This is a genomic window from Treponema rectale (assembly GCF_014202035.1).
GTDB classification, from domain to species: Bacteria; Spirochaetota; Spirochaetia; order Treponematales; family Treponemataceae; genus Treponema_D; species Treponema_D rectale.
Window position 1 is genome coordinate 344,690 of sequence record NZ_JACHFR010000001.1, and the last position, 13,431, is coordinate 358,120.

General features: G+C 41.8%; 12 protein-coding genes. All 12 read left to right on the plus strand.

Annotated elements, in window-relative coordinates; genetic code table 11:
- Positions 1-7 precede the first annotated feature (7 nt).
- The 12 genes from HNP77_RS01405 (at position 8) to oadA (ending at position 13,417) form a co-directional block, all read left to right on the plus strand.
- Positions 8-544 carry an OmpH/Skp family outer membrane protein gene (locus HNP77_RS01405; RefSeq protein WP_184651374.1) on the plus strand — a complete coding sequence of 179 codons (537 nt, stop codon included), beginning with the start codon at positions 8-10 and terminating at the stop codon, positions 542-544.
- Between the two features lies 1 nt (position 545).
- Positions 546-3,149: a DNA mismatch repair protein MutS gene (gene mutS, locus HNP77_RS01410; RefSeq protein ID WP_184651375.1), complete on the plus strand. Its 2,604-nt coding sequence runs from the start codon at positions 546-548 to the stop codon at positions 3,147-3,149.
- A gap of 18 nt (positions 3,150-3,167) precedes the next feature.
- Positions 3,168-3,680, plus strand: coding sequence for a nitroreductase family protein (locus tag HNP77_RS01415; RefSeq protein ID WP_184651376.1), 513 nt, complete (start codon positions 3,168-3,170; stop codon positions 3,678-3,680).
- A gap of 73 nt (positions 3,681-3,753) precedes the next feature.
- A complete protein-coding gene (locus HNP77_RS01420; protein WP_184651377.1) occupies positions 3,754-4,488 on the plus strand; it encodes a ComFC family protein in 735 nt (244 codons plus the stop codon).
- Positions 4,489-4,575: 87 nt separating this feature from the next.
- The gene (locus HNP77_RS01425; RefSeq protein WP_184651378.1) at positions 4,576-5,082 is read left to right on the plus strand and encodes a chemotaxis protein CheW; all 507 of its coding nucleotides are present in this window, start codon (positions 4,576-4,578) and stop codon (positions 5,080-5,082) included.
- Between the two features lie 137 nt (positions 5,083-5,219).
- Positions 5,220-6,350, plus strand: a complete 1,131-nt coding sequence (locus tag HNP77_RS01430) for a DegT/DnrJ/EryC1/StrS family aminotransferase (RefSeq protein WP_184651379.1) — start codon at positions 5,220-5,222, stop codon at positions 6,348-6,350.
- A gap of 13 nt (positions 6,351-6,363) precedes the next feature.
- The gene (locus HNP77_RS01435) at positions 6,364-7,218 is read left to right on the plus strand and encodes an NAD(+)/NADH kinase (protein WP_184651380.1); all 855 of its coding nucleotides are present in this window, start codon (positions 6,364-6,366) and stop codon (positions 7,216-7,218) included.
- Positions 7,211-8,926, plus strand: a complete 1,716-nt coding sequence (gene recN / locus HNP77_RS01440; protein ID WP_184651381.1) for a DNA repair protein RecN — start codon at positions 7,211-7,213, stop codon at positions 8,924-8,926. The genes HNP77_RS01435 and recN overlap by 8 nt, the downstream gene beginning before the upstream one ends.
- The gene (locus tag HNP77_RS01445; protein WP_184651382.1) at positions 8,926-9,729 is read left to right on the plus strand and encodes a hypothetical protein; all 804 of its coding nucleotides are present in this window, start codon (positions 8,926-8,928) and stop codon (positions 9,727-9,729) included. The genes recN and HNP77_RS01445 overlap by 1 nt, the downstream gene beginning before the upstream one ends.
- Positions 9,729-10,946: an HD domain-containing protein gene (locus tag HNP77_RS01450; RefSeq protein WP_184651383.1), complete on the plus strand. Its 1,218-nt coding sequence runs from the start codon at positions 9,729-9,731 to the stop codon at positions 10,944-10,946. Before HNP77_RS01445 ends, HNP77_RS01450 begins: the two co-directional genes overlap by 1 nt.
- Before the next feature lie 125 nt (positions 10,947-11,071).
- Entirely contained in the window at positions 11,072-11,329 is a 258-nt protein-coding gene (locus tag HNP77_RS01455) for an OadG family protein (protein WP_184651384.1), read from the plus strand.
- A gap of 30 nt (positions 11,330-11,359) precedes the next feature.
- Positions 11,360-13,417, plus strand: a complete 2,058-nt coding sequence (gene oadA, locus HNP77_RS01460; RefSeq protein WP_184651385.1) for a sodium-extruding oxaloacetate decarboxylase subunit alpha — start codon at positions 11,360-11,362, stop codon at positions 13,415-13,417.
- The last annotated feature ends 14 nt before the right edge of the window (positions 13,418-13,431 follow it).

Sequence of the window (13,431 nt, forward strand, 5' to 3'; positions counted from 1 at the left end):
GGGAAATATGAACTCATTAAGAAAATATCTTATAGTATTGGGTGCGGTTTTTGTCACTGCAGCATCAGGTGCTTTTGCTCAGCAGATTACTAAGTTTGCAGTTGTTGATACAGCCCGTGTTTATCAGGCTTATTACAGGGATTCTGCACCTGTACGTAATTACGAAAGCAAGAAGGCAGAATTTCAGAAAGAAATAAACAAGCTTGTTTCAGAAATTCAGGGACTTCATGATAAAAAACTTGAGTATCAGCGTGCCGGAAAAGATTCTGATGCCCTTAAAGTTGAACAGCAGATTACTAAAAAGACAGAATATCTGAATGAATATACTTATGCAAAAAACATGGAACTGAAGAGCCTGGAAAAGTCTCTCCAGAATAATAATGAATTTTACAAGAATCTTTACAGTACGCTGGAACGTGTTGCGGAAATCGGAGGTTACAGTATGATTTTAAGCCTTCAGCAGAATAATGCAATTCTCTGGTACAGTTCTTCTGTTGACGTTACTGATGAGGTTATTTCCCGTTTAGGAATTAGCGGCGAGTAGAATGGCTGATGAAATCACTCCTCTTTTTGCCCAGTACCTTGGAATAAAACAGCAGCATCCTAATGAGGTTTTATTTTTCAGACTGGGCGATTTTTATGAAATGTTCGACGATGATGCCGTTGAAGTTTCCCGTCTTTTGAATCTTACCCTTACCCACAGAGGACAGAATCCTATGTGCGGTATTCCCTATCATGCAGCAAAAATATATATAGCCAGGCTTCTTCGTCTTGGAAAAAAAATTGCCATTGCAGAACAGGTTGGGGATATTCCTGCTCCTGGTAAAGGTCTTACTGAACGAAAAGTCATAGAGATAATAACTCCTGGAACAGCTCTTGAAAGTGAATATCTTGACGGCGGAATAAATAATTTTCTTGCTTCATTATGTGTCCGCGGAAAAGAAACAGGTTTTTCTTTTATTGATGTAACGACCGGTGAATTTAAGGCAACATCTTTTGAAACAGCTTCCATTCAGGAAAATTTTCCGAAAGAACTTGGCCGCTGCAGTCCGAGGGAACTTATTCTTCCGGAAAGTCTCAGAAGTAACAGAATAATACAGGATACTGTTGCTCTTTTTGACTCTATGGCTGTCAGTTACTATCCAGACTGGAACTTTTCACTGGATTCAGGATATGAACGTCTTACAGAACAGTTTGGTACTGCAAACTTAAGGTCATTTTCCCTTACAGAAAATTCTGTTGAGGTAATGAGCGCCGGTTTTCTGCTTGATTATGTATCCAAGACGACAAATGTTTCTTCTCCGCATATTAAATCTATTCAGGTATATAAGGACAGTGAGTATGTAGTGATGGATGATTCTTCCCGCAGAAATCTTGAGATAACAGGCAATCTGAGGGATGGTTCACAGCAGTTTTCACTTCTTGAGTGTGTAAATTATACCCGTACGGCAATGGGCAGCCGAATGATGCGGAAATGGCTTACGTTTGCCCTGACAGATGTAAATGCAATTATTTCAAGACAGAATCATGTTGAACTGTTTGTAAATGACAGGACTCTTCTTCGCCGTATAAGGGATCAGCTGGACGGTATTCTTGATGTAGAACGTCTTGCAGGCCGCATAGCCATGGATAAGGCCCACGGAAAAGATCTTCAGGCGCTGCGTGCAAGTCTTTCCTGCTGGCTTAACATTCAGTCTATTCTTGGGGACAGTAATTTTGCCCTCATAAATCCGGAACCGGCGGCAGAAATAATAGACCTTATTGCAAATTCCATAATGGAAGATCCGGCAACGAGCCTTACTGACGGTGGAATTATAAAGAGCGGATGGTCAGAAGAACTGGATCACTGGCGGCAGGTACATGATAATTTTAATCAGGTTCTTGATGAATATGTGGAAGAAGAAAAGCAGGCAACTGGAATTCAGAATCTGAAAATAAAGAAAAGCGGCAACATGGGCTACTTTATTGAGGTAAGTAAAGGTAAGCTGGATAAGGTGCCGTCTCATTTTATAATGCGAAGGACTCTTGTAAATGCAGACCGCTATACGACGGAAAAACTGCAGGAACTTGAGTCAAATCTGAATGAATCAGATACCAGGATACTCGAACTTGAAAGGGATCTTTTCCTTGAAGTAAGAAACCGGCTCAAGGCTTTTGTGGCATACCTGCAGCAGACTGCACGGGAAATAGCTTATGCTGATGTTACTTCTTCTTTTGCAGAAGCTGCTGTGCGTCATAACTGGGTACGGCCGGTTATTGAAGAAAGTCTGGTTTTTGATGTAAAAGGCGGACGTCATCCGGTTGTTGAACAGCATATTCCCCAGGGAGAATTTGTTCCTAATGATCTTAATCTCTGTTCTGAGGACGGCTGTACGTTTGCACTGATTACCGGACCTAATATGGCAGGTAAAAGTACTTTTTTAAGGCAGAATGCCCTGATTTCCCTCCTTGCACAGACCGGCAGTTATGTTCCTGCTTTGTACGCAAGGCTTGGTATAGTTGACCGGATATTCTGCCGTGTAGGCGCCAGTGATAATCTTGCAAAGGGAGAGTCTACTTTTCTTGTAGAAATGACGGAAACGGCTCATATTCTCAGGAGTGCGACGGAAAAGTCCCTGGTAATAATGGATGAAGTAGGAAGGGGTACAAGTACGGAAGACGGTCTTTCCATTGCCTGGGCTGTAAGTGAATATCTTCTTGAGCGGATAAAATGTAAGACTTTGTTTGCAACTCATTATCATGAGCTTACGAGAATGGAGTCTGATCGTGCAAAAAAACTTTGCATGGCTGTGGATGAAAGCACGAGCGAAGTTGTTTTCTTGAGGAAAGTAATTTCCGGTTCAAGTCAGAATTCTTACGGTATTCATGTTGCCAGACTTGCGGGAGTTCCTGAACCTGTAATAAAAAGAGCCCAGATGATTCTTGAAAAAATACAGGGAGAAGCTGAGGATAAGCCTGTCATCAATGCAGATGAGCATGTATTTGAGGAAGAAAAATCAGCTGCTGCTCCAGTTTCTTTTACAGGGGGGCTTTTCAGTGATGAGGAGCTTATACTTGATGAGATACTGTCACTGGAAGTAGATTCAATAACGCCAATTCAGGCTCTTCAGACCATTGCAAGATGGAAACATTCTCTTTCCGGAAGGTAATAATACGGAGGTATAGATATGGATTTTACTCAGGTTATCAGGAACCGTTATTCCTGTAAAAAGTATTCAGACGGAGTTATTACAGAAGAACAGCTGAATGCGGTTCTTGAAGCAGGAAGACTTGCTCCTACCGCTAAAAATCTTCAGGAACAGCATGTTTATGTAATTCAGTCTGCAGAAGGCCTCGCAAAGGTTGATTCAGTAACCCCGTGTCGTTATGGAGCTACAACGGTACTTATGGTTGCCTTTGACAGTAAGAATGTCTTTACTTATCCGGGCGGAAAACGTGATTCAGGTGTAGAAGATGCTTCCATTGTTGCCACACATATGATGCTTGCTGCAGAAAATGCCGGAGTTCAGTCCTGCTGGCTTAATTTTTTTGATCCGCAGAAAATTAAGGAGGCTTTTAATCTTCCTGAAAACGAAGAAGTTCTGATGCTGCTGGATCTCGGTTTTGCGGCTGAAGGTTCAGGTCCTCTGCCAAATCATACAAACCGCAGGGATCTTGCCGAGACAGTAACTTACTGTTAAAAAAAAATATTTTTTTTCCGTCAGAATTTGGGGATTTTTATCTGTTCTGGACAATATTATATATATGGGAATATTGTTCAGAACATTACTTTTTTTTAAGCGGTGGATTTACACTGTTTTAACCTTCTTTTTTTCTGAAAACCGGTGCATATGCTGCAATTCGCCTGTTTACGGCGGCTTTTTATGTGCTTCCTGTCTTAAAAACTGTGCTTCTGAAATTACTGGAAACTGCAGCCGGTGTTCTGTATGCGGTAAACCTTTACTGAGTGAAACTGATATCTGTTCAGACTGCAGGCAGAAAAGGATTTTATTTAGTGCTGACGGCTGTTTTCCTCTTTTTACATACCGTTTATGGAAAAAAAACATGCTTTTTATGTGGAAAATGCAGAATGAAAGAAGCCTTTCTTTTGTATTTGCGTATTTTGCAGCTTCTGCCATGAGGAAACTCTATCCTGAGGGAAATTATCCTGCCATTTGCGGAGTTCCGCCCCGTCCTGGAAAACTTCGTGAGAGGGGATGGGATCAGATTAAAGAACTTTGTTTTTACCTGAAGGTGCTTTATGGTTTCAGAATCTGCTCTCTGCTTGTAAGGGTCAACAGAAAACAGCAGAAGAAACTTGATCGTGCCGCCCGTATAAAACAGATGGAAGGAAGCTACGTATTGAGGAACAGCTGCAGAATACCTGAAAGGGTAGTGCTGATTGATGATGTCTTTACGACGGGTTCTACGGCAGAAAGCTGCTGTGCCCTGCTGAAGAAAGCCGGAGTACGGAATGTAAAAGTCCTTACGCTGTTTATAGTGGACTGACCTTTGCATATCTTGATGTTTTTATTTCGTTTGTGGTTGTCTGAAAGCGATTTGTGTATTAAAATTAAAGTTATACAGGAGATTTAAATGGCCGAAGAAAACACTCAGTTTCAGCTTGTTACTTTTCAGCTTGGTGATGAATTGTACGGTGTGGACATAATGGACGTTAAGGAGATTGTAAAGGTTCAGCCTGTGCGCCCGATTCCTAATGCGCCGTATTACGTAGAAGGAATCATTAATCTTCGCAGTGAAATTATTCCTATCATGAATCTTCACAAGCGTTTTTATATTACAAAACTTGCAAAAGATACGGACGGAGATGTTACTGATGATGACGGAGGTTTTATTATCCTTGATATTGAAGGAAATAAAATCGGAATCATTATTGACAGAATAGCCCGCGTTGTTCCTGTTAATTCTGCAGAAATCAAGGCTCCGCCTCAGATGCTCAGCGGAATTGGAACCGAATATATTCAGGGTGTCGTTCAGCAGGAAAATTCCTACCTTATCATTATGGATATCCGCAAGCTTTTCAGTGCAAAAGAACTTCAGAAAATGCTTGGTGATGAATCTGACGAAGAAGAAGAAAAATAAAACTTTACGGCATCCGGTTTAAAACCGGTTGCCTTGTATTTAAAAATATTTTACTCTAAAACTGATGGTTTTAGGGGTTCCTGTAATGAATTCTTATTTTATATACGCATTTTTTTCAAAAAGGAATATTTTAAAAAATGATACAGACTTATAGTTCCACAATCAGGCGCAGGGAGATGGAAGCCGTACTTACCTGTATGGTTGACGAAAAAATTGGTCCTGGTGAAATGACTCTCAGACTTGTTCAGACTGCAAAAGAGCTTATGGGATGTGATGGAGCTGTTGCAGTACGCAGTCCTGCTATTGCCCTTGAATATGTCCTTAAAGCAATAAATCTTGATAAAGAAAGTGCCGTAATGATTAGTGCCCTGGCTCCTTACTGGCTTTACGTTACTCTTGAGAAGCTGGGGTATAAAGTCATGATTCTTGACGTGCAGGAAGAAACGGCTTTAGTCAGCGTAGAAACTGTAGAAGAAGCGGTTAAAAACGGCGGAAGGCTTCTGATTCTCAGCGAAACTATGGGAATACTTCCGGATATAAGACAGTATCTTGCTCTTGAAATTCCTGTTATTGAAGAAATATCTCATTCTGCGCTTTCATATTATCCGGCTGAATATGAAGAAGATTCTGATAAACCGGCTGCTTCTGCTGATTCAGGAACTTCTGCAGGTGCCGGACAGGAATCTGCTGAGGCTTCAAAAGAAGAGCCGTCAGGCCGTCGTGCAGGAATGTATGGTTTATACGCAATACTCGGCATGGAAGAACATGATATTGTTACGGCCGGAGGCGGAGCTCTGGTAATTGCTCCAAAACGCCGTGAATGGAGTCCCCTTAAGGCAATTGCCGATCAGGCTCCTTCTACTGATTTTATGCCGGACATGAATGCTGCACTGGCTTTTGTTGAACTCAAGGAATTTGCCCGTAACGAAAAGGTCAGAAAAGAACTTTTTACTCTGTTTTCCCGGGCAGTTATGTCTGGAAGGCACAAGACTTTTGTTCGCGGTCAGGAAAATAATTCTACAATATATTCATTCCCCCTTGTACTTAATTCAGGGTTTAAGGATGTTAAGCTTTACGCCCAGAAAAAGGGAATTGAAGTAAGACAGGCTTTTGAAAACTCAGTAATCGCCTTTAAGCAGGAAGAGCTTTCAACACAGTGTATCTGTGCTAATTCTCTTCTTTTAAGATGTGCATTGTTTCCTCTGTATCCAAGACTGGGACAGAAAGATGCATCCCGCATAGTAAAGGTGCTTTCTTCGTTGCCGTAATGGCGGAAAAGTGATGAAAAAAAGCCTGATTCTGGTAAATACATTTAAAAAAGACGCTGACCGCATAGCCGGTGAAATCAAGGCACATCTTGAATCAAAGGGTGTCAGTGCAAAACTGTTTGCCTATGACGGAAAAGATGCTCATACAAAAAATGTCCCTGTTGATTTTTCAGGAGCAGATTTTGTAGTTACTCTTGGAGGCGACGGTACCGTTTTATTTGCTGCCCGGGAGTGTGCCGTATATTCCATTCCTGTTTTTCCTGTTAATCTCGGGGAATTTGGATTTCTTGCGGGAGTTCAGCCTGACTGCTGGAAAAAGGAACTGGATGATTTTCTGGAAGGGCGTGCCGTTATAAGCCGCAGAAGCCTTATAGACGCAGAGGTTTTACGCAAAGGGCATACGGTTTTTAAAAGCCGAAGCATGAATGACGTTGTTGTTTCAAGTACAACTTCCTCGGGTCTTGTTAATCTTGAGGTTGCCTATAACAGGGCTCTGCTGGGTTCATTTAAATCTACCGGAATAATTATATCTTCCGCAACAGGCTCTACTGCATATTCTGCCGCTGCAGGGGGACCAATTGTGGAACCTTCTCTTGATGCAGTCGTACTTACCCCGATCAGCTCATTCAGTCTGTCTGCCAGACCTTTGGTTTTTGGTCCTGAGGGCGAAATAGCTATTAGGGTACTTCCTTCCAGGGTTGCACTGGCACTTGTTGCTGACGGTCAGGTGGATTTTTCGCTGGAGACAGGAGACGTAATAATAGCCGGAATATCCGGATACAAGGCACAGCTGATAAGTTCTACTCAGGAAAAATTTTACAGTGCCCTGCAAAGCAAACTGAACTGGTCAGGAGGACCCCGTGCTTGAAGAACTTGATATAAAAAATTTTGCACTTATAGATGCTGCTCATGTTGAATTTAAGAAGGGATTTACAGTCTTAAGCGGTGAAACCGGTGCCGGAAAATCCATTCTTATCGGAAGCCTTGCTTTTCTTCTTGGCGGAAAGGCCGGACTTGAGCAGATACGGACAGGCTGTCACGAGGCACAGGTATGCGGTACTTTTTTACTTGAAGAAAAAAAAGGAAGTCTTGAAAGTGCGAGGGACTGGCTTGATTCTCATGGAATAGAGGCTGAGGACGGACGCGTTATTTTAAGAAGAGTTGTCCGTGATACGGGAAAAACTTCTGCATGGATAGGTGGTGTTCCTGTAACAAAGGCAGACCTTGCTGATTTTGCATCATTTCTTGTGGATCTTCACGGGCAGCACGAACAGCAGTCCCTTATGAAAGTTAGTGAGCACAGACGCTATCTTGATATTTATGCCGATATAGTTCCTGAGGTACAGGCATTTACCAGACTTTACACTCAGCTTGTAGAAAAAAGAGCTTTACTGGATTCTCTTAATACAAATGAAACTGAACGTGCAAATAAAATAGACATGCTCAGTTTTGCCATATCAGAAATTGAAGACGCAAAGTTGAAAACTGGTGAGGATGAGCAGCTTGCGGCAGAAGAAAGCCGTCTTGCCTCTTATGAAAAACTTTATTCGGATGTAGAAGAAATAACTTCCCTTCTGGAAGGTGAGGACGGATCCGGAATTCTTGCCATGTACAAGAGATTAAGGGGAAGTGCCTCTCATGCCTCGTCCCTCGATTCAGAGCTGACGGAACTTAACGGAAGAATTGAAAATTCATTTTATGAAGCTGAGGACATAGCAAGAGAATTCCGCAGGTATAAAAATGAACTTGTCTTTGATCCGGAAAGACTTACTGAAGTTCAGGATCGGCTTGAACTTATAAACAGACTTAAGAAGAAATATGCAGGTGGAATTAATTCTACTATTGAAGATATAAATGAATATGCAGAAAAATCCCGTGCAGAGCTGGAACGGCTTACGGGGCAGGGAAATGACAGGTTTTCTTTAGAAAAAGAAATCGCACTTCTTGAAAAATCGGTGTATACTGATGCTAAGGCTATCAGTACAAAGCGGAAAGATGCGGCTCAGAAAATGTCCGGTGCGGTAGAAGAAATTCTGTATAAACTGGGCATGAAGGATACCAGGTTCCGGGTAAGTCTCGTCGAAAAGGAAGGAACCCTTGTGGAACAGAAATGCGGACCTTATGGAATTGATAACATTGAATTCCTTATAAGCGCAAATCCTGGAAGTCCGCTTCTGCCTCTTGCCCGTATTGCATCCGGCGGTGAATTGAGCCGTGTAATGCTTGCCTTAAAGACGATTCTCTCTGCGGCTGATACTGCAGGAACACTTATTTTTGATGAAATAGACACTGGTATCGGTGGTGAGGTTGCCGTTGCTGTCGGTGAACATATGAAAAAACTTGCTCAGGGACTGCAGGTTTTATGTATAACTCATTTGGCCAGTATAGCTGTTTATGCCGATAATCAGATTAAGATAAAGAAGGGTGTTGAAGGAAATTCAACTGCGACTTCTGTATTCCCTGTAGAAAATGAGGAGCGGGTAAGTGAAATAGCCCGCATGCTTTCAGGGGATTCAAGTTCAGAGGAATCTCTCGGACACGCCAGAGCCATGCTGCAGAAATTCGGAGGAATGTAATGGCAAACATCACTCAGGAAAGCAGGGAAGATTTTGCTGAAAAAGCAAAGCCTGTAAAAGAAAAGATTGAAGAATCCCTCAAGAAAGAAAAAGAAATCCTTACTGTCATGAAGCGGGATTCCGGCGGTGTTGAGTATAAAAAACTCCTTCTATGTGAGGAAATGATTTATGTGGCAACCCTTTATATTTCAATAAACAGTCTGTCCGTTACCATTCTTGAGACAAAAAACAATGATTCCCTGAATGATGCCAGAAAAATGATTTATAAAGCCGTTATTTATCTGGAAGAGATTGTTTCAAATGTGGTTGACTGCCCTTACAGCGAAATTGAACCTAAACTGCAGACTATAACGAATACGCCTCTTGAAAAGAGGTTTTATCTTGTAAGAAAACTGGGCCTTGTCATACAGATGCTTGCTGATGCTTTCGGTGATAATTCAAAATGGAAGTGGTCTTTTGTTGAGTTAAGGGGCCGCTTTGCCGTTGTTTCAAAAAACCTTCTTGACATGAAAAAGGCCTCTAAGGATTATTATGATCCTAGAAGTGCAGACTATGAAGATACTGTCCGTTATATAAGGCTTTTAAAGAAAATCCTGGACAGAAGTGCTTCTGAATACCGTGACCGTTATGAACTTTCTACCCGGCGTATTGATGATATGAGGATGGCCATAAACTTTCTTATTGCCCTCAGAAGAATTTCAATGATTCTCGGAGAAAAGGAAGATTCTGAAGAAATAAGGAAAAAGGCTGTTGTCTGGAAAGAAAAAATGGAAAATGACCAGAAGACAGGTGCAAGCCGCTGATGAAAAAAGAATTTGCCTTAAAAATATTTGAAGCTTTCTCGATTGAACGCTGGACAGATCTTGTACGGCCTTTTGAAGTTGTAGAAATGGATAAAGAAGCCGAAAAGATGGTTGTTGCCTATATTATAGCCAAATTTGAAGAGAGCCGTGGCGTAAAAATAGACTGGGAATGGATGATTTACGCTTCATTATTTCATCTTTTAAGAAAAATTCAGCTGTGTGATATAAAGGCACCGGTACAGACCCTTATAAAGCAGAACTTTCCAGAAGAGTATGTAAAGCTTAACCGGTGGGTTCTTGAGCAGTACAGACCTTACATTGATGATGATGATCTCTATGCAAAGTTTTCTACCTATATAGAAAGTCTCGGCGGAAACTGTGTACTTTCAGAGGAACAGAAGGCTGCCCTTCATATTTTTAAGGCTGCCCACCGTTATTCTACCCTCCGCGAACTTGAAATGATAAGTCCCGTAAATGAATCTGACCGTATGGAAAAGATCCGCAGAGAACTTAATGCACAGCTGCAGGGATTTCTTGATCTCAGGGGGCTGCAACTGCTGATGACGAAACAGAAGCCTTATGAGTTTTTGATGCGGATAGAGCAGCTCAGGTTTCAGACCAGATGGAATCAGACTCCCCGTGTTCCGGCAACATCTGTTTTAGGACACTGTTTTTTTGTTGCAGTTCTTACCCTTCTTTTAATGAGGGAATCTCCCGTTAAAATGTGTTCCAGACGTATCTATAATAATTTTTTCAGTGCTTTGTTTCATGACCTTCCGGAAAGCGTTACCAGGGATATTATTTCTCCTGTAAAGCAGGCAACGGACGGACTTCCTGAAATCGTCAAGAAGATTGAAGACCAGATTGTTGCTTCAGAGCTTGTTCCGCTTATGGAAGATTTTTATAAAAATGAGATTCTTTATTTTACCAGCAATGAGTTTGACAACAGGGTAATTTTTGATGAAAAAGGTTTCAGCGTTTCTTTTGAGAAGCTGAACGCAGATTATAACTATGATGAATTTGAGCCGGTTGACGGAAAACTGGTGCGTCTTGCAGATCATTATTCTGCGCTCATCGAAGCAGATGTTTCCATTCACCACGGAATTACAAGCCGGCATCTGGAAGACGGACGTACTAACCTTATAAACAGTTATGGCACCGGAACTTATATTAACGGAATAGATGCGGGAAGCCTGTTTTCTCAGTTTTTACAGTAACTTTCAGTCCTTTATGCCGGAATTCTTTAGTTAAATTTCCTGTTTATACATTCCTGTATTATTGTAATAAATGCCTCTTTCAATTATAATTCCGCAAGCTACATGCTTTTTTTTTTGGAGGAATTATGACAATAGCACAAATGCTTGAGCAAAGCGGAATCCTTACTCTGCTTGGTATGTGTGTCGTATTCAGCTTCCTTGTAATTATGATTGCAGCAATGAATATTTTACGCGTTTTCATTAAAGCACTGCATCTTGATAAGGAACCTGAGAAGAGTGACACATCGTCTTCATCCGGATCGGCACCTGTCGTCGGAACACAGGATAATGGTGCAGTTATTGCAGCAATAGCAGCTGCAGTCCACGAAAAAGAATCTGTATAAAATCTAAACATATAAAAGGGGTTTATTTTTATGGCTAAAGTTGGAATTTCAGAACTTGCAATCCGTGACGCTCATCAGTCACTTCATGCAACTCGTATGACCACGGCAGATATGCTTCCTGCATGTCCTATGCTTGATAAAATCGGTTATAAATTCATTGAAGGATGGGGTGGAGCTACTTATGACTCATGTATCCGCTTCCTTAATGAAGATCCTTGGGAACGCCTCCGCAAACTTCATGCAGCTCTTCCTAATAATAAAATCATGATGCTTCTGCGCGGACAGAACCTTCTCGGTTACCGTCACTATGCAGATGATGTTGTAGATAAATTCGTTGAAACAGCAGCTAAAAATGGTGTTGATGTATTCAGAATTTTTGATGCATGTAATGATCCTCGTAATCTTGAGCGTGCTACAAAGGCTGCAAAGAAAACAGGAAAGCATGTACAGATGGCTATTTCTTATGCCGTAACTCCTTTCCATACAATCGAAAAATATGCAGAACTTGCAAAAACATATGCTGACTTTGGTGCAGATTCTATCTGTATTAAAGACATGTCCGGTCTTCTTAAGCCTTATGATGCTTATGAACTCGTAAAGGCCGTAAAAAAGGCATGCGATCTTCCGGTTGAAATTCACACACACTCAACAACAGGTCTTTCTGTTGCAACAGAACTTAAAGCTGTTGAAGCAGGTGCAGATATCCTTGATACAGCAATTTCTTCAATGTCAATGGGTACTTCACATTCTCCTACAGAAACTGTTGTAGAAATGCTTAAGGGTACTCAGTATGATACTGAACTTGATGTAAAGGCTCTTCTTGAAATTGCAGCTTATTTCCGTGAAGTACGCAAGCATTATGCTTCTCTTGAATCAAAGTTCCTTGGTGCTGATACACGTATTCTTCTTTCTCAGGTTCCTGGCGGAATGCTTTCTAACCTTGAAAGCCAGCTTAAGCAGCAGGGCGCTGCCGACAAGATGGATGATGTTCTTGCAGAACTTCCGAAGGTTCATAAGGATATCGGTTATGTTCCTCTTGTAACTCCGACAAGCCAGATTGTAGGAACACAGGCTGTATTTAATGTTCTTTTCGGCCGCTATGAAAGAATGACCGGTGAATTCCGTGATCTTCTGGTTGGAAAATACGGAAAGCTTCCGGCAGAACCGAATGCTGACCTTGTTAAGAAGGCTCTTGAGCTTAATAAAATGGATGCAGTTGTTACCTGTCGTCCGGCTGATCTTATTGAACCTGAATGGGACAAAATGGTTGCTGAATCAAAACAGAACGGTGGTGACGGTTCTGATGAAGATGCACTTACTTATGCAATGTTCCCTAAGGTAGCTCCAAAGTTCTTTGCAGAACGCAAGAATGGTCCTGTTGATGCAGAAAAGACATTCGGTCTTAAGGAAACTCCAAAGGCTGCTTCTTCAAACGGCGGTTCATATACAATTACAGTTAACGGTGCTTCTTATGCAGTTACTTCTGACGGAAAGGGCAATATTAACGTAAACGGAACTCCTTATGCAGTTGCATTCGGTGCTGCCGGTGCTGCTCCTGCTCAGCCAGCTGCAGCAGCTCCTGCTGTAACAGGTGGTGTTGAAGTTAAGGCTCCTGTTGCAGGTACACTGCTCAAACAGTGCTTTGCAAACGGTTCAAAGGTAAATAAGGGTGATACTGTAATTATCATTGAATCAATGAAGATGGAACTTGAAGTTAAGGCAACTGAATCAGGAACCATTTCTTATTCTGTAGCTACAGGCAGTCAGATTCAGAATGGTCAGGTTCTTGCATCTATCGGTGGTGTCGTTCAGGCAGCTCCGGCTCCGGCAGCAGCTCCTGTACAGGCAGCTCCAGCTCCGGCACCAGTTTCTGCAGGGGGAACAAAGGTAAATGCTCCTGTTGCTGGTGTATATCTTAGAAATGCTGTTAACGAAGGTGCTTCGGTTAAGAAGGGTGATAATATCGTTATCATCGAATCTATGAAGATGGAACTTGAAATTAAAGCTCCTTGCGACGGTAAGGTACATTTCCTTGCTACAGCAGGAACTCAGATTTCTAACGGACAGGCAGTTGCTGAAATTCAGTAATTGATTGATTACAC

Coding starts and splice junctions, on each gene's coding strand:
- HNP77_RS01415 (WP_184651376.1), top strand. CDS start 3,168: ATGGATTTTACTCAGGTTATCAGGAACCGTTATTCCTGTAAAAAGTAT.
- HNP77_RS01435 (WP_184651380.1), top strand. CDS start 6,364: ATGAAAAAAAGCCTGATTCTGGTAAATACATTTAAAAAAGACGCTGAC.
- HNP77_RS01425 (WP_184651378.1), top strand. CDS start 4,576: ATGGCCGAAGAAAACACTCAGTTTCAGCTTGTTACTTTTCAGCTTGGT.
- mutS (WP_184651375.1), top strand. CDS start 546: ATGGCTGATGAAATCACTCCTCTTTTTGCCCAGTACCTTGGAATAAAA.
- oadA (WP_184651385.1), top strand. CDS start 11,360: ATGGCTAAAGTTGGAATTTCAGAACTTGCAATCCGTGACGCTCATCAG.
- HNP77_RS01455 (WP_184651384.1), top strand. CDS start 11,072: ATGACAATAGCACAAATGCTTGAGCAAAGCGGAATCCTTACTCTGCTT.
- HNP77_RS01430 (WP_184651379.1), top strand. CDS start 5,220: ATGATACAGACTTATAGTTCCACAATCAGGCGCAGGGAGATGGAAGCC.
- HNP77_RS01405 (WP_184651374.1), top strand. CDS start 8: ATGAACTCATTAAGAAAATATCTTATAGTATTGGGTGCGGTTTTTGTC.
- HNP77_RS01450 (WP_184651383.1), top strand. CDS start 9,729: ATGAAAAAAGAATTTGCCTTAAAAATATTTGAAGCTTTCTCGATTGAA.
- HNP77_RS01445 (WP_184651382.1), top strand. CDS start 8,926: ATGGCAAACATCACTCAGGAAAGCAGGGAAGATTTTGCTGAAAAAGCA.